This window comes from Aliiroseovarius zhejiangensis (genome assembly GCF_014656375.1).
Taxonomy (GTDB): Bacteria; Pseudomonadota; Alphaproteobacteria; order Rhodobacterales; family Rhodobacteraceae; genus Aliiroseovarius; species Aliiroseovarius zhejiangensis.
Window position 1 is genome coordinate 230,098 of sequence record NZ_BNCH01000004.1, and the last position, 21,526, is coordinate 251,623.

The 21,526-nt window shown below is 61.2% G+C and carries 19 protein-coding genes; 5 read left to right on the plus strand and 14 right to left on the minus strand.

Annotation, left to right across the window (positions count from 1 at the left end; genetic code table 11):
• Positions 1–6: 6 nt before the first annotated feature.
• The 8 genes from uvrC to ileS all read right to left on the minus strand — a co-directional run bounded on the left by uvrC (position 7) and on the right by ileS (position 10,356).
• Positions 7–1,890, minus strand: coding sequence for an excinuclease ABC subunit UvrC (uvrC, locus tag IE188_RS11050; protein ID WP_191286547.1), 1,884 nt, complete (start codon positions 1,888–1,890; stop codon positions 7–9).
• A 314-nt stretch (positions 1,891–2,204) separates the two neighbouring features.
• Positions 2,205–2,996 carry an SDR family oxidoreductase gene (locus IE188_RS11055; protein ID WP_191286548.1) on the minus strand — a complete coding sequence of 264 codons (792 nt, stop codon included), beginning with the start codon at positions 2,994–2,996 and terminating at the stop codon, positions 2,205–2,207.
• On the minus strand, positions 2,996–3,970 hold the full coding sequence (locus tag IE188_RS11060; protein WP_191286549.1) for a calcium/sodium antiporter: 975 nt from the start codon (positions 3,968–3,970) through the stop codon (positions 2,996–2,998). The genes IE188_RS11055 and IE188_RS11060 overlap by 1 nt, the downstream gene beginning before the upstream one ends.
• A gap of 168 nt (positions 3,971–4,138) precedes the next feature.
• Positions 4,139–4,936, minus strand: coding sequence for a S49 family peptidase (locus tag IE188_RS11065; RefSeq protein WP_191286669.1), 798 nt, complete (start codon positions 4,934–4,936; stop codon positions 4,139–4,141).
• An 80-nt stretch (positions 4,937–5,016) separates the two neighbouring features.
• On the minus strand, positions 5,017–5,778 hold the full coding sequence (locus tag IE188_RS11070; RefSeq protein ID WP_191286550.1) for an ABC transporter permease: 762 nt from the start codon (positions 5,776–5,778) through the stop codon (positions 5,017–5,019).
• Positions 5,775–6,701 carry an ABC transporter ATP-binding protein gene (locus tag IE188_RS11075; RefSeq protein WP_191286551.1) on the minus strand — a complete coding sequence of 309 codons (927 nt, stop codon included), beginning with the start codon at positions 6,699–6,701 and terminating at the stop codon, positions 5,775–5,777. Before IE188_RS11075 ends, IE188_RS11070 begins: the two co-directional genes overlap by 4 nt.
• A gap of 63 nt (positions 6,702–6,764) precedes the next feature.
• The gene (locus IE188_RS11080; protein ID WP_191286552.1) at positions 6,765–7,223 is read right to left on the minus strand and encodes a methylated-DNA--[protein]-cysteine S-methyltransferase; all 459 of its coding nucleotides are present in this window, start codon (positions 7,221–7,223) and stop codon (positions 6,765–6,767) included.
• 139 nt (positions 7,224–7,362) lie between these two features.
• Positions 7,363–10,356: an isoleucine--tRNA ligase gene (gene ileS / locus IE188_RS11085; protein ID WP_191286553.1), complete on the minus strand. Its 2,994-nt coding sequence runs from the start codon at positions 10,354–10,356 to the stop codon at positions 7,363–7,365.
• 271 nt (positions 10,357–10,627) lie between these two features.
• Here ileS and IE188_RS11090 point away from each other — a divergent pair, with 271 nt between their 5' ends.
• Positions 10,628–11,065 carry a group III truncated hemoglobin gene (locus IE188_RS11090; protein WP_191286554.1) on the plus strand — a complete coding sequence of 146 codons (438 nt, stop codon included), beginning with the start codon at positions 10,628–10,630 and terminating at the stop codon, positions 11,063–11,065.
• Between the two features lie 18 nt (positions 11,066–11,083).
• Here IE188_RS11090 and IE188_RS11095 read toward each other — a convergent pair whose 3' ends face one another.
• From IE188_RS11095 to IE188_RS11105, 3 genes are read right to left on the minus strand one after another with little or no spacing between them, the layout of a single operon-like run.
• Positions 11,084–12,091, minus strand: coding sequence for a YcjF family protein (locus IE188_RS11095; RefSeq protein ID WP_191286555.1), 1,008 nt, complete (start codon positions 12,089–12,091; stop codon positions 11,084–11,086).
• Positions 12,091–12,525, minus strand: coding sequence for a GNAT family N-acetyltransferase (locus IE188_RS11100; protein ID WP_191286556.1), 435 nt, complete (start codon positions 12,523–12,525; stop codon positions 12,091–12,093). Before IE188_RS11100 ends, IE188_RS11095 begins: the two co-directional genes overlap by 1 nt.
• Complete coding sequence (locus IE188_RS11105) at positions 12,522–13,937, minus strand: YcjX family GTP-binding protein (protein WP_191286557.1); 1,416 nt, start codon at positions 13,935–13,937, stop codon at positions 12,522–12,524. Before IE188_RS11105 ends, IE188_RS11100 begins: the two co-directional genes overlap by 4 nt.
• Positions 13,938–14,067: 130 nt before the next feature.
• Between IE188_RS11105 and truA the strand changes: the two genes are divergently transcribed.
• Together truA and IE188_RS11115 are read left to right on the plus strand one after the other, a co-directional pair.
• On the plus strand, positions 14,068–14,841 hold the full coding sequence (gene truA / locus IE188_RS11110; protein WP_191286558.1) for a tRNA pseudouridine(38-40) synthase TruA: 774 nt from the start codon (positions 14,068–14,070) through the stop codon (positions 14,839–14,841).
• A 118-nt stretch (positions 14,842–14,959) separates the two neighbouring features.
• A complete protein-coding gene (locus IE188_RS11115) occupies positions 14,960–15,832 on the plus strand; it encodes a DUF533 domain-containing protein (RefSeq protein WP_191286559.1) in 873 nt (290 codons plus the stop codon).
• 203 nt (positions 15,833–16,035) lie between these two features.
• On the opposite strand, the gene IE188_RS11120 is transcribed toward IE188_RS11115, so the two are convergent.
• On the minus strand, positions 16,036–17,325 hold the full coding sequence (locus IE188_RS11120; RefSeq protein ID WP_229836742.1) for a pyridoxal phosphate-dependent decarboxylase family protein: 1,290 nt from the start codon (positions 17,323–17,325) through the stop codon (positions 16,036–16,038).
• A gap of 137 nt (positions 17,326–17,462) precedes the next feature.
• Between IE188_RS11120 and parE the strand changes: the two genes are divergently transcribed.
• Both parE and IE188_RS11130 read left to right on the plus strand, forming a co-directional pair.
• Positions 17,463–19,421, plus strand: coding sequence for a DNA topoisomerase IV subunit B (gene parE, locus IE188_RS11125; RefSeq protein ID WP_191286560.1), 1,959 nt, complete (start codon positions 17,463–17,465; stop codon positions 19,419–19,421).
• 15 nt (positions 19,422–19,436) lie between these two features.
• A complete protein-coding gene (locus tag IE188_RS11130) occupies positions 19,437–20,144 on the plus strand; it encodes an AbiU2 domain-containing protein (RefSeq protein WP_191286561.1) in 708 nt (235 codons plus the stop codon).
• 167 nt (positions 20,145–20,311) lie between these two features.
• On the opposite strand, the gene IE188_RS11135 is transcribed toward IE188_RS11130, so the two are convergent.
• Entirely contained in the window at positions 20,312–20,725 is a 414-nt protein-coding gene (locus tag IE188_RS11135) for a c-type cytochrome (protein WP_229836744.1), read from the minus strand.
• Positions 20,726–20,817: 92 nt separating this feature from the next.
• Positions 20,818–21,465, minus strand: coding sequence for a DUF3047 domain-containing protein (locus tag IE188_RS11140; protein WP_191286563.1), 648 nt, complete (start codon positions 21,463–21,465; stop codon positions 20,818–20,820).
• Between the last annotated feature and the right edge of the window lie 61 nt (positions 21,466–21,526).

Here is a 21,526-nt window from a genome sequence, read left to right on the forward strand (position 1 = left end):
ACCCTGTCAGCCCTTGGCATGGAAGAAGCCATAGATGGTTTCGGCCATGGTTTCGGATATTCCATCGACCGCCTTGAGGTCGTCCAGCCCCGCGCGGCTGACGGCCTTGGCGGACCCGAAATGCCCAAGCAGCGCGCGCTTGCGGGCGGCGCCGACGCCGGGCACTTCGTCCAGCGGCGTCGCGCCTTGCGCCTTGGCCCGCTTGGCGCGATGGGTGCCGATGGCAAAGCGGTGCGCTTCGTCGCGCAGCCGTTGGATGAAATACAGAACCGGATCATTCCTTTTCAACGCGAAGGGACGCTTTTTCCGTCGATAAAACTCTTCTTTGCCTTGATCGCGGTCGATACCCTTCGCCACACCAACCATCGGGATATCGGTCACGCCCAGGTCTTCCATGATCTCATGCACCGCGCTGACCTGCCCCGCGCCGCCGTCGATCAACAGAAGGTCGGGCCAGTGTTCGCCTTCGCGATCCGGGTCTTCCTTCAGCAGGCGCTTGAAGCGGCGGGTCAGAACCTCTTTCATCATGCCGAAATCGTCGCCGGGGGTCAGATCGTCGCCCTTGATGTTGAACTTGCGATACTGGCTTTTCATGAAGCCTTCCGGCCCGGCCACGATCATCGCGCCGACCGCATGGGCACCTTGAATATGCGAGTTGTCATAAACCTCGATTCGCTTGGGTGGGCCGTCTAGGTCGAAAACCTTTGCAATCCCGTCCAGCAGCCGGGTCTGCGTTGCGGTTTCCGCCATCTTGCGCCCCAGACTTTCGCGCGCGTTGCGCTGCGCGCTTGCCACCAGCTCGGACTTCTCGCCGCGCAGGGGAACCGAGATTTCCACCTTGCGGCCCAGCTTCCCGGTCAGCGCCGCGGCCATCAGATCCTGTTCGTCCAGCGGGTCGGACAGAAGGATCAGACGCGGCGGGTCTTTCTGGTCATAAAACTGCCCGACGAACGCCTGTAGCACCTCGCCCGGTCCGGCCCCTGCCCCGGTGCGTGGATAGAAGTCGCGGTTGCCCCAGTTCTGATGCGCGCGGATGAAAAACACCTGCACGCAGGCCTGCCCCCCTTCCATGTGAAGCGCGATCACGTCCGCTTCGGCCACGCCACGCGGGTTCACGCCCTGCGCCTGCTGCACTTGCGTCAGGGCCCGGATACGGTCGCGCAGGATCGCAGCCTTCTCGAACGCCATTGCATCAGATGCCGCCTGCATCTCGGCGGCCAGATTTTCCTGCATCTTCGTGGTACGGCCTGACAGGAAATCCTGCGCCTCGCGCACCAGCTTGGCATAGTCCGCTTCGCTGATTTTACCCACGCACGGACCCGCACACCGCTTGATCTGATACTGCAAACAAGGCCGCGTGCGGGTTTCAAACATTGTGTCCGAGCAGTTGCGCAGCAGGAACACCTTCTGCAACTGGTTCAGCGTGCGGTTCACCGCATCCGCGCTGGCAAAGGGGCCGTAATATGCGCCCTTTTCCTTCCGTGCGCCACGGTGCTTCTTGATCTGCGGAAACGCGTGCCCGGTGACAAGGATGTTCGGAAAGCTCTTGTCATCGCGCAGAAGCACGTTGAAGTGCGGCTTCAGCTGCTTGATCAGGTTTTGTTCCAGCAGCAGCGCCTCGGTCTCGGTCTGCGTGGTCAGAAACATCATCGACGCGGTCTGGCTGATCATCCGCGCAATGCGCGCGGAGTGCCCCGTGGGCTTTGCATAGCTCGACACACGCTTCTTCAGGCTGCGCGCTTTGCCCACATACAACACCCGCCCCTTGGCATCGAGCATCCGGTAGACGCCCGGCGAATTGTCCAGCGTTTTCAGATAGGACTGGACGACTTCATGCCCCACCGGAACCACCGGTTTGCCCTGCCCATTCGTGGTGTCTTCACCGTTCATCTGACCGCCGCCCCGATTCTTTCTGCGCCTGCAATCTTAGCGCCCTGAACACAAGAGGAAACCTGCCCACAATTTCTGTGGATAACTCTGAGGAAATGTTTTGACCATCACGGAAAATCCCTTGTATTCAGCCCGCTTCGCCAAACTGCCTATTTTTTAGGCGGCTACGTAAGTCATTGATAAATATATAAAGAATTGTAACGCTCGTGTAAATTCATGAAATCATTGCAAAAAATACGGTCTTGACCCAGCGGCAACTTCACAGGTGCACAACTTTTTGCTGGCGCATCTGTTCCCTGTCATCCCACCGGTGTTCAGAGGTCTTCGACACCGCGTATATCCGGCGTCTGCCAGGCCAGATGCTGACCGCCATCCACCGCGATCATCTGCCCGGTGACGGCGGGTGCATTCAGGAAAAACGCCAGGGCGGCGGTAATGTCCTCGACATTTGCGCCGCGTTGCAAAAGCGACCCCGACCGCTGGCCTTCAAAATGGGACTGGCTTTGCCGGGCACCGATCAAGGTGGTGCCGGGTGCGATGCCATTGACCCGCACATGGGGGGCCAGGGCCTGCGCGCCCGTTCGCGTCAGAGACCAAAGCGCGTTCTTGGCAAGGCTATAGGTCATGAACTCGGGCGTGGGCTTCTGCACACGCTGATCCAGCATGTTCACCACCAGCGCTTGCGCCCGGCTTTCGCCGGTGTCGTCGCGGGTGGCCCGAGGCGCCTGCGCCGCAAAGGCTTGCATCAGAAAAAACGGCGCGCGCAGGTTGGATGACATATGCCTGTCCCAACTGTCCTGCGTGGCGCTGGCCAAGGTGTCGTATTCAAAGATCGAGGCATTGTTGACCAGAACGGTCAACGGGCCGCCCAGAGCCTCGGCGGCGCGGGGGACCAGGTTTTCAACTTGGGACATGTCCAGCAGGTCCGCCTGTATGGCCACCGCCTGTCGCCCGATACTCTGAATGTCCCGAACCGTATCGGCAGCACCATCGGCAGAGGTCGCATAATGCACCGCCACATCACAGCCCGCACGGGCAAGTTCGATCGCCATTGCACGCCCCAGCCGCGCGCCTGCCCCGGTGATCAATGCGCGAGGTTGGATCATCAGGACATCCCCAGAACGATCATCACATAGACAACATAAAGCGCCGACAGGACGATGCCCCAGACGCGCCCCATGTGCCATTTCAGGAACACGAATGGCGCCAGCAGGACAGATGCGCCCAGCATCACCCACAAATCGAATTGCAGGATACCGCGTTCGACCGGGATTGGGCCAACCAGCGACGCAACGCCAATGATGGCCAAAAGGTTGAACATGTTGGACCCGATCACGTTGCCCAGGGCAACCTCGGCCTGGTTGCGAAGCGCGGCCATGACCGTCGTCGCCAGTTCCGGCAGCGAGGTGCCCAACGCCACCAGCGTCAGCCCGATCACCGTTTCAGACACACCGAAATGGCGGGCAATATTGGTCGAGGCATCCACCAGAAGATCCGCCCCCAAGGGCAGGCCGATCAGACCCAGCACAAGAAACAGAATGACCTTCCACCACGGCATGTCCGGGTCGGCGCCCTCGATCTCTTCCTCATCGTCACAGCAGGCGTCATTGGCAACAGCCGCGTGGTTCGTGCGCCGATGTGACAATGCCACACGAAACGCCGAGCTCAGCATCAGGCCCAGTGCCGCCAACAGCACAAGCCCCTGCATCCAGGTGATCACGCCGCCCATGCACAGGATGATGAACAACACGCTGGCGCCCATCATCTGGATATAGCTTTTACGCGTGTCGCAGGTGGCCGTGGACAGGCCCGAAATCAGCGCCGGCACCCCAAGCACCAGCAGGATATTCGCGGTGTTCGACCCGACGACATTGCCCATGGCAAGTCCCGGCACACCCTCGATAATCGCCTGGACCGAGATCAGAAGCTCCGGCGCCGAGGTGCCGAAGGCCACAATGGTCAGCGACACAATCAGCGCCGGGACCCCAAGGCGCAACGACATATTGACCGCCCCACGCACAAGGCTGTCGCCAGACAGCAACAGGATCAGAAGGCCAAGCGCGGCAAAGATCAGATCCAAAGCTCAGCCCTTTCCGTTGCAATCGCAGGGGGATTTCCCCAGCCGATACCGCCCGCAGCGCGGACATTTCATTGATTCAATGCGCCGCTGTCCGGGGTATCTGAGCTTTCCGAACATCGCCAACACACCCATGGCAACCAGAAACAGAACGACAATCTTGATGACCATTCAAAGACCAAAGCGCGCAAATTCCGCCCGCTCCTCTATGGCCGCGATCGCGTCTGCGCCAAGCTGCAAGCCGAACCGGCTGATGAAGGGACGGCGCGGGCCATGGACACGGAACCGCACCTTGTCGCCGTATTTCTCTTTCATCTTGGGAACGACGTGGCCGATCCCGTCGATCAGGCCCTTGTCAATGGCGGCGTGCCCCAGCCAGATATCGCCGGTGAACAGGTCTTCGTCTTCGGGCAGCTTGCCCATGCGGCGGGTTGTGACTTGCGTCTTGAAGGCGGCGTGAATGTCTTCCTGCAACGCCTTCAGGCGCTTGATGTCATCCGGTTTTTCCGGCTGGAACGGGTCCAGCATGGATTTCGATTTTCCTGCGGTGTAAACGCGACGCTCGACTCCGATTTTTTCAATCAGGCCCGTCAGGCCGAAGCCTGCCGAAATCACCCCGATGGATCCGAGAATGGAGCTTTCGTCGGCATAGATTTCATCTGCTGCGGTCGCCAGCCAGTAACCGCCTGATGCGGCCACATCTTCGACGAATGCGTAGACGGGGATCTCTCGTTCAGTCGCAAGCCGGCGCACACGGGCGGCAATCAGGCTGGATTGCACCGGGCTGCCGCCGGGCGAATTGATCACCAACGCCACCGCCTGTGGCTTGCCCTTGCGAAACGCCCGCTCGATCACCGGGGCAAGCGCCGCATCGTTCAGTTGCCCACGCGCACCCGTGGCGATCACACCCGACAGGCGGATCACCGCGACCAGCGGCGGCTTCTTGATAAACGGAATATAGGTCGTCATGGCTGTCATGTAGATGGCACCTCCGGCTCAAACAAGGGAGAGGGGCGACGCACATTCCCCCTGTTGCAAATCATCCATCATCAACTGCGCAACCGATAACCGGTGCGGAAGATCCAGCCGATGGTGGCAAGGCATGTCGTCATGAACACCGCAATCGCAAGCACCGACCAGCCCAGCGACACATCCGCCATGCCGAAGAACGCCCAGCGGAACCCTGAGATCAGATAGACCACCGGATTGAACAGCGTGATCGTCTGCCAGACCGGCGGCAGCATCGAGATCGAATAAAACGACCCCCCCAGAAACACCAGCGGCGTGATGACCAGCAGTGGCACCAGTTGCAACTGTTCGAAGTTCTGCGCCCAGATGCCGATGATGAACCCCAACAGCGCAAAGCTGATACAGGTCAGCACCAGAAACGCCATCATCCAGACCGGATGTGCAATGGTCAGATCGACAAAGAAATGCGCCGTGGCCAGGATGATCAGGCCGATCATGAAGGCCTTGGTGGCAGCAGCCCCTACATAGCCGATCACGATTTCGAAGAACGAAATCGGGGCAGACAAAAGCTCGTACACCGTGCCGATGAATTTCGGAAAATATATCCCGAACGAAGCGTTTGTGGTGCTTTGCGTCAGAACGGTCAGCATGATCAGGCCGGGCACGATGAATGCGCCATAACTGACCCCCTCGACCTGATCGATGCGCGAACCGATGGCGGCCCCGAACACAACGAAATAAAGCGAAGTGGACAGGACGGGCGACACGACGGACTGCATCAAGGTGCGGAAGGTTCGCGTCATTTCGAACCGATAGATCGCGGCAATCGCGTTCCAGTTCATGCAGCATCCTCCTTCACAAGATCCACGAAAATGTCCTCAAGCGAACTTTGGCGCGTCGACAGGTCCGACATATGCAGCCCCGCCTTTCGCAGATCGGCCAGCAAAGCCGTGATCCCGGTGCTGCCCGCTTGCGCGTCATAGCTGTAGACCAGCCCACCATCACCCGATACGGTCAACGGATACGCCCGAAGGCCTTCGGGCACCACCTCAATTGGTGTGTCCAATTCAATCAAAAGCTCTTTTCGACCCAGCCGCTTGATCAGCGCGGTCTTGTCCTCGACCAACAAAATCTCGCCTTTCGAGATCACCCCAATGCGATCCGCCATGGCTTCCGCTTCCTCGATGTAATGGGTGGTCAGGATGATGGTGACGCCGGTCTGCTTCAGCTTGGCCATGATCTCCCACATGTCCTTGCGCAGCTCGACATCGACGCCTGCAGTGGGTTCGTCCAGAAACAGGATCTGCGGGTCATGACACAGCGCCTTGGCGATCAGGACACGGCGCTTCATCCCGCCAGACAACGTCATGATGCGATTGTCTTTCTTATCGTGCAGACTGAGCAGTTTCAGGATTTCCTCGATCCGCGCATCGTCACGCGGACGCCCGAACAGCCCGCGCGAAAAGCGCACGGTGTTCATGACGGTCTCGAACGGCTCCAGATTGATTTCCTGCGGCACCAGCCCGATCAGGTCGCGCGCTGCACGGTAGTCTTTCACGTGGTCAAACCCGCCCACGGTGATCGTGCCCGAACTGGCCGTCGCAATGCCACAGATGATCGAAATCAGTGTCGTCTTGCCCGCACCATTGGGACCAAGCAAAGCAAGAATTTCACCCTGTTCGATCTCAAGATCGACACCTTTCAGCGCCTCATGCCCACCGTCATAGGTCTTGGTCACGCCACTGACATTCAGGATCGTGCTCATACTGTCCCCCTGTGTATCCGCAGGCCGTTTTGTTGCGCAACTGCTCGTCGCGGACCAAGCCCTTCAAATAAGCAACCCGGCGGCCCCTTCAAGACGCAAAAGCCGAACTTTTGTCTCGACCCCGCCGGCTCCTGAAAATCCGACGAGCTTTCCACCCGCACCCATGACGCGATGACAGGGGACAATGATCGGAATCGGATTGGCCCCGCAGGCGCGTCCAATCGCCTGTGCAGAATGGCCCGTTACCTCGGCAATCTCGCCATAGGTCATGGTCTCACCATAAGGGATCGCGGATATGGCATCACAAACCGCGCGCTGAAAATCCGAGCCCTCAACACAGATTGGCAGGTCAAACTGCGTAAGACGTGTGTTGAAATAGGCGCGCAGCTGGGCAATCGCCTCGGCCAACAGGGGCGTCTCTTCGCCGACCGGATCTGCGCCCCAAACAAGACGGGTAATTGCCCCGCCCTCTTCCACAACACTCAAACGCCCGACCGGGCTATCAACGACCGCGATATTCATCACCCCACCTTGCGCGCGCACCATCCGCGCTGCAATCCGCGTCTTGTCAAAAAAGGGGCACCAAAGCGCCCCTCTTTTTCTTGTCACAAATATCCTGGGGTGAATGCGCTCTGCGCAGAGGGGCAACGCCCCTCATCCCCTAACCCAATGCCTCGTCGCATCGACCGCAAGTGCCCGCATGATCATGGCTGCCCACATCCGGCAGGATTTTCCAGCAGCGCTGGCACTTCTCGCCCGTGGCTTTTTCAAACACAACGCCCACACCTTCGACTTCCGGCAGGCGGAAGGCTTCGGACGGCAGCGGGTCGTTGGTCAGCGACACGGCCGAGGTGATCGTGATATCCGCGAAGTTCACAGATTTCAGGGCCGCCAGCACATCCGCGTCACGAACATGCACCACAGGCGCGGCTTCCAAAGACGCCCCGATCACCTTGTCACGCCGCTGCACCTCCAGCGCAGCGGTCACGACCCGCCGGACCCTGCGGACACCCGACCATTTCGCGGCCAGGGGTTCATCCAGCCAATCGGCAGGTGTGTCGGGGAAATCGACCAGATGGACCGAGCTGTCATCGCCCGGGAACCGTTCCAACCACACATCTTCCATGGTGAACACCAAGATCGGCGCAAGCCAGGTGGTCAGGCGATGGAACAGGATGTCCAGAACCGTGCGCGCGGCGCGGCGATTCAAGCTGTCCACCGCATCGCAGTAAAGCGCATCCTTGCGGATATCGAAATAGAAGCTGGACAGGTCCACAGTGGCAAAGGTGAACACAGCCGAGAACACGCCCTGGAAATCAAAGGTCTTATACCCTTCGCGCACCACGTGATCGAGTTCCGCCAGACGATGCAGCACCCAGCGCTCCAGCTCGGGCATGTCGGCTGCGTCCACACGCTCCGCCTCGTCAAACCCGTGCAGGTTGCCCAGCATGAAGCGCATCGTGTTGCGCAGTCGGCGATAGCTGTCCGCCACACCTTTCAGGATCTCTGGCCCGATCCGCTGATCAACCGTGTAGTCCGTCTGCGCCACCCACAGGCGCAAGATGTCCGCGCCATATTGCTTCACGACCTGTTCTGGCACGATGGTGTTGCCCAGCGACTTGGACATTTTCATGCCCTTCTCGTCCAGCGTGAAGCCGTGGGTCACGACGTTTCTGTAAGGCGCATGCCCCTTGGTGCCGCAGGCTTGCAGAAGCGATGAATGGAACCAGCCGCGGTGCTGGTCGGTGCCCTCCATATAAACATCCGCGATGCCGTCCGGCGTCCCGTCTTCACGGTCGCGCAGAACGAACGCGTGCGTTGAACCGGAATCGAACCAGACGTCGAGCACGTCAAAGACCTGCTCCCACTCATCCGCGTTGTGGTCATTGCCAAGAAACCGTGCTTTCGCGCCGTCAGCATACCATGCGTCCGCGCCTTCTGCCTCGAACGCCTCGGCGATGCGGGCATTCACGGCGGGGTCACGCAACAGGAAGTCCTCGTCCGTCGGCAGCGCACCTTTTCTGGTGAAACAGGTCAGCGGCACGCCCCAGGCGCGCTGGCGCGACAGAACCCAATCGGGCCGCGCTTCGATCATCGAGTAAAGCCGGTTGCGGCCCGACTGCGGCCACCATTTCACCAACTGGTCGATGGAATTCAGCGCCCGTTCACGGATGGTCTTGCCCATCTCGTCCTGCCCGTCGCCAACCTCGCGGTCCACGCTGGCGAACCATTGCGGCGTGTTGCGATAGATGATCGGCGCTTTCGAGCGCCACGAATGCGGATAGGAGTGTTTGATCTTGCCACGCGCCAGAAGCCCGCCAACGGAGGCAAGCTTGTCGATCACCGCCTTGTTGGCATCCCCCTCGCCGCCCTTGCGGTTCAGGATAAAGGTGCCGCCAAAGAAGGGCAGATCGGAGCGGAACGACCCGTCATCCATCACGTTATAGGTGATGACCTGATCCAGCATCCCCAGATCGCGATACAGCTCAAATTCCTCCATCCCGTGCGACGGTGCGCAATGGACGAAGCCTGTGCCTTCCTCGTCGGTTACGAAATCGGCGGCGCGGAAATCGCGCGGCGCGTCCCATTCGCCATTCGCCCCTTCAACCCCGGCCAACGGGTGGTGCAGTGTCATGCCGGACAATTGCGCGGGCGTGACATTGCGCACGCGGCGATACATGTCAGGTTCCAGCCGGGCACGCGCCATCACGTCTGCCGCCAGCTTGTCGGCCAGGATGAACCGGTCCCCCTTGGCGGCCCAGCATTCCTCGGGGCAGTCGGTGACTTCATAAAGCCCGTAGTCGAAGTTTTCGCCGAACACGACCGCCTTGTTCGACGGGATCGTCCACGGCGTCGTGGTCCAGATCACCACATGCGCGCCGATGAAATCTTGCGCGGCTGCAGCCTTGGCCTCTGCCACCGCTGTTCGGGTCTCATCGGTTTCCTCTTCATCCGACAGCACCAGATCGGGCAAGCGGAAGTCGGTGACTTTGAACTTCACCCAGATGGCGAAGCTTTCCTTGTCATGATATTCCACCTCGGCTTCAGCCAGCGCAGTTTTCTCGACGGGCGACCACATCACGGGCTTGGACCCCTGATACAGCGTTCCGTTCATCAGAAACTTCATGAATTCTTCGGCAATCACGCGTTCGGCGTGGAAATCCATCGTCAGATAGGGATTGTCCCACTTGCCGGTGATGCCCAGACGCTTGAACTCGTCACGCTGGATGTCGATCCAACCTTCCGCGAACTTGCGGCATTCCTGGCGGAAATCGACCACGTCGACCTCGTCCTTGTCGCGGCCTTTCTTGCGGTATTGTTCCTCGATCTTCCATTCGATGGGCAGACCGTGGCAATCCCAACCGGGCACATAACGGCTGTCAAATCCCATCATCTGGTACGAGCGCACGATCATGTCCTTGATCGTCTTGTTCAGCGCGTGACCGATATGCAGGTGGCCGTTCGCATAGGGGGGGCCATCGTGCAGCACGAAGGGTGGGCGGTCACCGGCGGTTTCGCGCAGGCGGTCATAGACGCCGATTTTCTCCCACCGGGCCAGCCATTCAGGTTCGCGCTTGGGCAGGCCTGCACGCATCGGGAAATCGGTGACGGGAAGCGTCAGGGTGTCTTTGTAGTCGGGGGTGTCGGCACACATCTGTCCGGTCCTTTTCAGGCGGTTGTCGCAATATGGGGGAAGGGGCGGCGCGGATATCCAAACGCCTTGTCCCGGCGGCTCATCTGGATCAGAGCGCCGGGCATATAATTCGAATAATGATGGCCTGTGCGTGCATCATTGGGGCGTTATAGGCGCGTGGTTCGGCGGCGTAAAGCCTTGGTGGCCTGTCGACCTGTGCTGTTTTGTCCTTGCCGCGCCCCTTGGCCGACTTGCGTTTGTCGAGTATTTTACTCGGAAAAGAGGGCGCACAATGTCACAGACAGCTTCGAAGCCAAACCCACTCAGGCTTTTCGACATCACTCCGGCACAGATCGACCGGGTTCTGGCCGTGTTTTATGCGCGGATCAGGCAGCATCCCGAGCTTGGCCCCGTTTTCAACGGTCACGTGGGCGTTACGGACGATGAATGGGCCGCGCATATCGCCCTGATTTCAAGGTTCTGGCGTGGGGCTATCCTGCGGGAGCCCGGTTACGACGGCAATCCGATGCGGGTGCATATGCAAGCAGGCGATGTGAAGCCAGCGCATTTCGACCCGTGGCTGGCCTTGTTCGAAGAGGTCACAACAGAGTTGCTGCCACCGGATACGGCGCGCGCATGGATCATGCTGGCCTATCGGATCGGGCGTGGGTTGCGGATGGGTGTCGAAGACCTGTCACGGCCAGCGCAGCACGTGCCAAAACTGGGCTGACCCGACTGGATCAGACGCTCAGCTTCCGAACAGCCCCGTCAATGCGCGTTTCACGATGCCGGACACGCTGGGCCGTTTCTTCGGCCCGAAGGGCAGCGGGCGGCAGACCTCAAGCGCCGCAACCCCCACGCGGGCGGTGAGCGCGCCGTTCACCACTCCTTCGCCAAACCGGCGGCTGAGCTTGGACAGCATCCCGCCCCCGGCCAGCGACCCGATCATATCATCGCCGACAGCCACGGCCCCTGTCGCGACAAGATGCGCCATCACCGCGCGGGTCAGGCGCCAGCCGCCCAACACGCCGGACCGGCCACCATAGATTTCCGCGATCCGGCGGATCATGCGGATATTGGCGGTCAGAGCGGTGACGACATCTGCAAGCGCTATCGGTACGATGGCCGTGACCATCGCGACCTGACGGGCGGCGGCTTCGACCTCTTTGATCGCGGCGGCGTCAAGCGGGGCCAGAAGCTCGCGTTCCGTCACTGCGAACAACGCATCCACGTCGAAGGCGTCGGCTTCGCGTTCGGCCAGTCGGTCCAGCCCCCAACGTGTGTCGTCGCGCCCGCGATAAAGCTGTTTGAGCTTGTCGACCACGCCGCGCGCTTCGGTCAGGTCGTTGTGCATCATGGCCGCTTCAGCCGTGTGGTGCAGGGTATCGACGCGGCGCAAACGGGCAAAGGCCACCCATTCTTTCAGCGCGATGACCAGCAGAACCAGTATGAAAGCAGCCACCAATCCCAAAGCAGCATAGCCCAACACTGGTTGGCGGGCGATCAGGCCGGTGACGAAGTCATAGGCCGCAACGGACAACACAAATCCCATGATCGCCATCAGAAGCGACCAGAACCAGCGCGCCAGACGCGAGCGTTTGCGGCCCGCGAAGCTGATCGCGCCCTGCATCGCAGCCCCGGTGGCGTCCACCGCGGCGACCTCGGGCACTGGGGGGGCGTCCGCTGGCGAAATCGTCTGCGTGTCGTCCAGCTCGATCAGCACGGGTCCGGATTTGGGCGTCTTTGGTGTGCGCATCAGGCGGCTCTCCAACAAAAGCGGATGTCTGGAAGGTGTTCGTCATTGCCTGCTCCGTCTGTGCGGAACGCCTCGGTAAAGCCTTCGCGTCGGTAAAACCGGCAAGCCCCTGCATTGGCTTGAAACGTGTAGAGCGACAATCGTGGAACTGCGGCTTTGGCATCATCCAACAAGGCTTTCCCGATCCCGTTTCCCCGCGCGGCGGGGACCAGATAAAGCGCGTGCACCTCGCCCCCGTCGCGCGACAGAAAGCCGACGACCCGGCCCCGGTCTTGCGCCACGATGGTCCAGCCACGATCCACCAGCAGGCGCGCAAAACCCTTTTCCGAACGACGGGAATGGACGCGCGGCATCCACGGAGTCGCCGCGTTCCATCCGGTCAGGATGTTGGCAATGGCCGGGGCATCTGCCGGGGTTGCGGGCAGGATCTTCATAGCCGATCCCCGATCAGGAACTCGGCAGCCTTGTCCAGCCTGATATGCGGCGGTCCCTCGCCGGGTTTCAGCGACACGACCGCCGGGGCAAAACGCATGACCTCGTAATCCGCATCAAGCCACGCCTCGGCTCCGTTTCGGGCAGGCGACAGCAGACGCGCGGGATCGTCCGGCAGATCACCCGGATAGAACGCGGCGGTCTTTCCGCTGTCCAGAAGCCGTCCGCGCACGCAGTCCAGTGTTCGCCCGTCATGCTCCATCCGCTCTTCCACGGTTGTGCGCAGGGCAGCGATGGACATGGCGGCGGTCTTGGCGCCTGCAAAATCCGCCCGGTCGCGCGCTTCGCGCAAAAGCGCCGCGGTGATCGCGGTCAGGCGCGGGTGTTGGCTGTGATGCAGGTGGTCAGCCTTGGTGGCGGCGAACAGGATCCGCTCGACCCGCCGCCCCAGAAAGATCGAGCTGAGGAACGCATTCGCGCCGGGGCGAAAGGCGGTCAGGATCTCGGCCATGGCGCGGCGCAGATCCTCAAGTGCAGCGGGGCCGGAATGGATCGCCCCCAACACGTCAACCAACACAACCTGCCGGTCGATCTTGGCAAAGTGGTCGCGGAAAAACGGTTTCACCACGCGGGACTTGTAGGCTTCAAAGCGCCGCTCCATCTCGCGCCACAGGCTTTTGCGGGGCGTCGATGCGGGTTGCAGGATGGGTGCGAAGGTCAGCACCGGACTGCCTTCCAGATCACCGGGCAAAAGGAACCGGCCGGGAGTGCAATCGCTGTATCCATCTTCGCGTGCGGATGTCAGATATGCAGCAAACCCACCGGCAAGGCGCTTTGCCTCCATCTCGTCCAGTGCGGCTGCCCCGTCCACCCCTTGCACCATGCCCAGATAACTTGCCGCCTGCGGGCGATCGGCAATCCGCTCCAGCACCTGCGCGGCCCATTCCGTATAGCTGAGGTCAAGAAGAGACAAATCAAGCAGCCACTCGCCGGGATAGTCAACGATGTCCAGATGCACGGTGCGCGGGCCGCGCAGGCCGCCCAAGAGGCCTGAGGGTTGCACCCGGAAAGACAGGCGCAGTTCGGACGTGGCGCGGGTCGATGCAGGCCAGTGCGGCATTGGCCCCGTCATCGCGGCCAGATGCGTTTCAAAGTCAAAGCGGGGCACCGTGTCATCGGGCTGCGGTTGCAGGAACGCGGTCTGGATACGCCCTTCGGACGCGGCAAGCAGCCCGGACATACGCCCACGATTCATCAGGTTTGCCACGAGCGACGTGATGAACACAGTCTTGCCTGCGCGCGACAGGCCCGTGACACCCAGCCGGATCACCGGTTCGAACAACGCCTCGCTTGTGGCGTCGCCTATGGCCTCGATCTGTCGGGTGATGCTGTCTGCGATATCGCCAAGCCCCACGGGTGCCTCCGTCTTTCGTTCACCTGAACATATGTGCCCGGGATGCTCTGTGCCAGAGGGGAGGTTTCATTGCGACTTCCCCAGGTGACATGCCTTGCCCGCATCCCCACCGCGCGGTATGCGGAAAGCCATGCCAAGATTTGCACTGAAGATCGAATATCACGGGGCCGGGTTCGCCGGTTGGCAACGCCAGAAGGATCACCCTTCGGTGCAAGGGGCCATCGAAACGGCCCTGGCCAAGCTGCAACCGGGTGATCACACCATCGCGGCGGCGGGGCGCACCGACGCCGGTGTGCACGGGCTTGCGCAGGTGGCACATTGCGACTTGGTCAAGGATTGGGCACCGTTTCGCCTGTCCGAGGCGCTGAACTATCACCTGAAGGATCAGCGCGTCGCGATCGTTGACTGTGCGCCAGTGACCGATGAGTTCCATGCCCGCTTCTCGGCAACCGAGCGGCGCTATCTGTTTCGGCTGATTTCCCGGCGCGCGCCGCTGACGCACGAACGGGGGCTGGCATGGCATATCAAGCACCCGCTGGACGCCGATGCCATGCAGGCCGGGGCGGATCATTTGCTGGGTCGGCATGACTTCACCACCTTCCGGTCGTCAATCTGTCAGGCGGACAGCCCGGTCAAGACACTGGATGAACTGCGGGTTGAAGAAATCGAGATTCCGAATGGCGTCGAATACCGCTTTCACGTGCGCGCTCGGTCCTTTCTTCATAACCAGGTGCGCAGCTTCGTCGGCACGCTGGAGCGGGTGGGCGCAGGTGCGTGGGCACCCGGGGACGTGCGCCGCGCCCTTGACGCCCGCAACCGTGCCGCCTGTGGCCCTGTGTGCCCGCCCGAGGGGTTGTATCTGGCAGGTGTAACCTATCCGGACGATCCGTTCAGCCAGACGTGAATCGGCAGTTTTTCCCGGCGTGCAGGGTCTTTTGTGACGCTCTTCCCCCATGTTTCCCCTTATCTCAACGATCTTGCGGGCCTAGTCTCAGAACAGATCAGATCTGGGAGGTACGAACATGAGTCTTGTAGGAACGCTGGCCAAAATGGCCCTTGGCGCGGCCATCGCCAAGGGCGTCTCGAGCATGAGCAAAGGCGCAGCCCGACAGCGCCCCGCATCCAATCCGGGCAGCGGCAGCATCTTTGGCAGCGATCATTCCCCCGAAGGTGGTCTGGGGGATTTGTTGGAAAACCTGACCGGCGGGTCGGCGCGCACGCCTCAAAGCTCGGGGCAAGGTTCGGGCGGCGGGTTGTCGGATATTCTGGGCGGTCTGGTGAACCCTGGAACCGGGGCACAATCGGGGCGCGGGTCGGCGGGTCCGGGTGGCGACCTGATGGAAATGCTTGGCGGGATGCTGGGCGGCGCACGCGCAGGCGGTGGCACGGCAGGGGGCGGTTTGGGGGGCTTGCTGGAAAGCCTGTCGGGCGGCGGCGCACCTGAACGGGGGCCTGCCAGCCCTGCCCCCGGCTCGTTGGGGGACGTGCTGAACGACGCGTTTCAACATGGCGGCGCCCCGCAATCGACCCCGACCAAGGAACAGGAAGATCAGGCCGCCGTTCTGCTGCGTGCCATCGTGCAGGCCGCCAAATGTGACGGACGCATCGACGAACGCGAAAAAGACGCGCTGATGCAGCATCTGGGCGACATCTCTCCGGACGAAGCAGAGGTCGTGAACGACGCCTTCCGCCGTCCGGTCAGCGTGGACGGGCTTGTGCGCGACGTGCCGCGCGGGATGGAGGCACAGGTCTATGCCATGTCGCTGGTCGGCCTGGACCTGGACAGCCAGGCCGAGGCGAAATACCTGCACGAACTGGGCCAGGCACTGGGCATAGATGCCCGTACCGCCAATGCCATTCACCAGCGGATGGGCGAGCCCGCGCTATATGGCTGATCACGTTGGACAAGACGCGTTGACCGCCCTTCTCATCGGGGCAGTCAATCGGCTGTCGGCAACGTCCCATGACGGGCCAGCGCCACCACATCCTGAACCGCTGCGCGAATGTGGTGATCACGCGTCCGATGGTTCGTGAAGGCCGCGCGCAAACAGGTCACCCCACCCAGTTCGGTGGTCGAAAAGACCGCGCGCTGATCCAGTTACAGCGTGGTGGCGATCTGGCGGTTCAGGCTCGACTGGTCCTGCTCCGACAGATCAGGGCGGGCCGTGAATACGCAGATATTCGAGACGATCGGCGCCACAAGCGCCATTCCCTGTGCCTCAACCAACGCCCCCAGCAGCGCCGCCTGTTCGCAATTGCGGGTGATTGCCGCGGCAAAGGCCTCTTCCCCGAACATTTCCAGCGCACACCAGACTTTCAGCGCCCGATTGCCGCGCGACAGGTCGATGCCAAAATCGCAGAACCAGCGATCCCCACCCGACAGCCCGTCCTTTGACCCTTGCAGATATGGCGGGCGGATGGCGAAGGCGGCGCGGTGGTCGGCCTCGTCCGCGATCAGGGCCAGACCGACGTCGTATCCGACATACATCCATTTGTGAAAATCCAATGCAATACTGTCTGCCCGTCCGATCCCGTCGGTCAGACTGTGCCACGGATCGCCCGCCAACCGCGTCCACGCCCCGAAGGCACCGTCCACATGCAGCCAGATACCCTGCGTCTGCGCCAGATCGGCAAGCGCGTTCAGGTCATCGAACTGGCCCAGATCGACCGACCCGGCAGTGGCAACGATGGCAAGCGGCAGGATGCCTTTTGCGCGATCCTTGTCGATCGCAGCCCGCAAGGCCTGCACATCCAGCACGCCATCGCAGGTGGGGATCAGACGCAATGCCTCATGCCCAAGTCCCAACAACTCGACCGCCTTGCGCGTTGCGTTATGCACCCCGTCCACGGCGTAAACCGCCATCGGGGCCGTGGCACCTTTGGCGCGCAGGTCCGGAAGGGCGCGCATGCGGGCTGCCTGCAAGCACAGGACCGTTGCCTGCGACGTGCCGGTGACCAGAACCCCACTGGCCGCATCCCCCATCCCCATCCTGCGCCGCGTCCAGTCGATCACGGCCGCCTCCATCGCGTTTGCACCATGGTGCCGCCCGCCAACATTGGCGTTCATCGCTGCCCCCACCAGCCCGGCCATCAGGTCCGACGGCAGCCCGCTGCCCTGCACCCAGCCCCAGAATTGCGGATGGGTGTTGCCACTGTGATACGGCATGACTTCGTCTGCCAGACGCGCCACCAGATCGCCGCCTTGCCCGATCGCATAGGCCTCCTGCAGTCCGTCCGGCGGGGCCTGCCACGGGTGATCTTCCGCCCGCTCCATCCGGTCAAGGCAACGGTCCAGCAGATCATGCATCTGACCGCGAAAGGCGTGCCAATCGGCTGGCTCCAGCATGTTGTCACCTTCGCCCCCTTGGGTTTTCGCCTGCTCGTCCACCTGCTGCTCCCTCCCTCAATGCCGGAAAAACCGGCGTTTCTTTCCATCAAGCGGTGCGCCCGGCCTTTTCCCTGTCGGGGCGCTCTGTCATACTATGTCAAACAGCAAAGCAAAGCAGCATGCAGGGCGATACATCCATGAGCAACGACCTATTGGCCAGCCAGGGCCAGGATACCTATGATGCCTCTTCGATCGAGGTGCTGGAAGGTCTTGAACCTGTGCGCCAACGCCCGGGCATGTATATCGGCGGCACCGATGAACGCGCGCTGCATCACATGGTGGCCGAAATCCTCGACAACTCGATGGACGAAGCCGTCGCGGGTCACGCCACCCGGATCGAGGTGGAGCTGCACGCGGATTATGCCGTAACGGTCCGCGACAACGGGCGCGGCATCCCGATTGATCCGCACCCCAAGTTCCCGGACAAATCGGCGCTGGAGGTGATCTTGTGCACCCTGCATGCGGGCGGCAAGTTTTCCGGCAAGGCCTACCAGACCTCGGGCGGGCTGCATGGCGTGGGCTCGTCGGTGGTGAACGCCCTGTCGGATACGATGGTCGTGCAGGTCGCCAAGAACAAGGAACTGTTCGAACAACGGTTTTCGCGCGGCATCCCGCTTGGCCCGGTCGAAAAGATCGGCGCGGCCCCCAACCGGCGCGGGACCGAGGTGACATTTCACGCGGATGACGAGATTTTCGGGCACCACCGTTTCAAACCGAAACGCCTGTTCACGATGGTGCGCTCCAAGGCCTATCTGTTCTCGGGCGTCGAGATCCGCTGGAAATCGGCCATCGACGATGGCGAAACCCCGACCGAGGCGACGTTCCACTTCCCCGGCGGCCTGTCCGATTACCTGAAGGAAACGCTGGGTGGCGCGTCGGTTTATGCCGACCAACCTTTCGCCGGCAAGGTCGAATTTCGCGAACGGTTCAATGAACCCGGATATGTCGAATGGGCAATCAACTGGACGCCCTCGCGCGATGGTTACATCCAGTCCTATTGCAACACCGTACCGACCCCCGAAGGCGGCACCCATGTCACCGGCTTCTGGGCCGCGATCCTGAAAGGCATCAAGGCGTATGGAGAGCTGGTGGGCAACAAGAAGGCCGCCAACATCACCCGCGACGACCTGATGACCGGCGGCTGCGCGCTGGTGTCGTGCTTCATCGCCGATCCGTCCTTCGTGGGGCAGACCAAGGACCGCCTGTCGACCGAAAGCGCCAACAAGATGGTCGAACAATCCGTGCGCGACCATTTCGACAACTGGCTCGCGGCAGACACGAAATCGGCCGGTGCGATCCTCGATTTCCTTGTGCTTCGCGCCGAGGAACGTCTGCGCCGCAAGCAGGAAAAAGAAACCGCCCGCAAAACCGCAACCAAGAAGCTGCGCCTGCCCGGCAAGCTGGTCGATTGCTCTGCCACCAACCGCGAAGGGACCGAACTGTTCATTGTCGAGGGCGACAGCGCCGGCGGGTCCGCCAAGATGGCGCGCGACCGCAAGACGCAGGCGCTTCTGCCCCTGCGCGGCAAGATCCTGAACGTGCTGGGGGCGGCGTCATCGAAACTTGGCACCAATGCGGAAATCAGCGACCTGACACAGGCGCTGGGGGTCGGGCTGGGCACCAAGTTCAACGTCGATGACCTGCGCTATGACAAGGTCATCATCATGACCGATGCGGATGTCGACGGCGCGCATATCGCGTCACTTCTGATGACGTTCTTCTTCACCCAAATGCGCCCGATGATCGACGCAGGGCACCTGTATCTGGCCTGCCCGCCGCTGTTTCGCCTGACGCAGGGGGCCAAGCGGGTTTACTGCATCGACGAGGTCGAGCGCGACGCATGGCTGGAAAAAGGTCTGGGCGGCAAAGGCAAAATCGACGTCAGCCGCTTCAAAGGTCTGGGCGAAATGGACGCGAAAGACCTGAAAGAAACCACGATGGACCCGGCGTCTCGCAAACTGATCCGGGTCACGATTGACGAGGATGAACCGGGCGAAACGGCAGCGTTGGTCGAGCAGTTGATGGGCAAGAAACCCGAGCTTCGGTTCCAGTATATTCAGGAGAACGCGAAGTTCGTGGAGGAGTTGGATGTTTGAGGGGCAAATTTATCAATGATAGAATGCCCGAATAAAAACATTCTGAAGCTAGACCAAATAGCTGCAGAACTAGAAAAAAGACTTACTGCTTCGCTATGGGAAGTGGCCTTTATGGATGCGGTAGTCGGGAACGAAAGAGTTACCACAGTCATCAACGGTTCCTTTTCTGGGCACGCCTTAGATACTGCTGTTCAGGCTGTCATCAGCAATGTGGTCATGTTCGTTTGCAGGAACCTGGACAATCATGGGAGTTCGCTTCCGATGTTCATCAGATCCATTCAGGGCATGGAGCAACACATTGAAAACGCTCGACGACAAGCACATCCCGATTGGCCGGAAGATTTTCTTGAGATCGGAAAAGTCGGTTCTTCAATCGAAAGTCTTGCCGAGAATGTCGAACGTGCGTTGAAAAGTCCTGAGTTCGATGCGGTAAAGATCCATCGCGACGAGATTCTGGCACATCATCTCGAGAACGTCAGCGGCCACCGCCGAAAGCTCGAAAGGTCTGGCTACGAAGTGGAAAAGGTGAACTACAGACAAGTAATTAACCTTGCAAATCAATGCGCTAGACTCACCGAAGAAGCAGTAAGAATTTGGACATTTCATGTGGTGAACTGCGAAGATCAGTTGAGTGTAGCAAAGCGATACTGTTATGATTTTTGGGATTTGATCCCCGCATTATCCGAACTCGAGAAAAACCGCAATTCGGTCAAGGAAATATGACTAGGGCAGCGCCCGACCCTGGGTGGGCGCCCAGTATCCTCTCGAGAGGCACCCGCTCACAACCACCGCACCCGCTCAGCATTTTGAAATGTCGTAAAAGCGCCCTCCCGTGGGGAGGGTCGGGCGCTGCCCGGCGGTGCCGCCGGGCGTAAGGTTAACGTCAGGTCCTACCCCTGCACACTCTCCAAATACTCCGCCAGCCTAACCAGCGCCCCCGGCGTCGGCGTTTGCACGCCTTTTTCGTCCACCCAGACCTCCATTTCGCTTTCCAGATAGGCGCCGAATTCGGGCATCGGGCCACGGTGGCTGCCTTGGGCGTAGCCGTCGATGGTGGACATGACATAGCGCGCGGGGAATTTGCCGCCGTGGCGGGCGGTCAGGGTGGTCAGGTCGGGGGCCCCCGCCATCGCGCCGCCCTTGGCGTCCGCCCCGTGGCAAGACGCGCAGTTTTCCGCAAAAATCTGCGCGCCGGTTTCGTCCGTCACGTCGATCTTGTCGGTGTTTGCGGTGAACAGCCCGTCGGGCGCGCAGGCGGCAAGCGTCAGGGTCAGGGCGGGGATGATCAGGGCGGTGCGCAGCATGGAACCTCGCAGCATTTGAAAGGGGTTGCGCAACCCTAGCACGCCGCCCGGCAGGTTCAACCGGAACAGGGGGCAATGCCGCTGCAATCCGCCTATTTCAGCACCAGATCCGAGATCTGCCCGCGGGCAATGGTGTCGGTGTCATCGCTGTCGGACGACACGGCCAGCGCGACCAGCGCGCCGGGCTCGGTGCCGAAGGCGCGACGGAAGTCGGCGGCCAGATCGACGTTTTCGGCGTGGCCACCCGTGCCGGATGGCCGCAATACCACGGTTTTGCCACGCGCGCCCAGATAGGGCGACGGCAACACCGCCCCGCGCCCGTGATCGCCGCCCCAGACATAGACCAGCACCCGCCCCTCGGGATTTTTCAACAGGCGGCGTAGGTTGCGCGTGCCCTTCACACGCTGCGCCTCGGCTTCGGGAAGGAAGGCGAAATAAAGCGCAAGGTTTCGGTCATCCCCGCCCTTCTGGCGCAGATCGGTTGCGGGTACGGTTTTGTCCACGGACCAGCGCCATTGCGCCGACCGAACGTTCCAATCGCGTTGATCCAGCAGTTTGTAGGTGATCGACACGGCACCATTGGCCTGAACGCTCAGCGCCTTGTTGGAATAGGTGAAATCCACATCGGCAAACCGGGCAAACCAGTGTTGCCGCCAGTCGCCAAACCCGACCGGCCCGGCGGTCGCCGCCTGCACACATAGCACGGCAGCGAAAAGCGTGGTGATCGTCAGAAGACGCATGAGGCACTCCGATCCTCTGGTGACAAGAAAGGAGTTTGCCAGAAGGGTTGCGTGGCGCAAT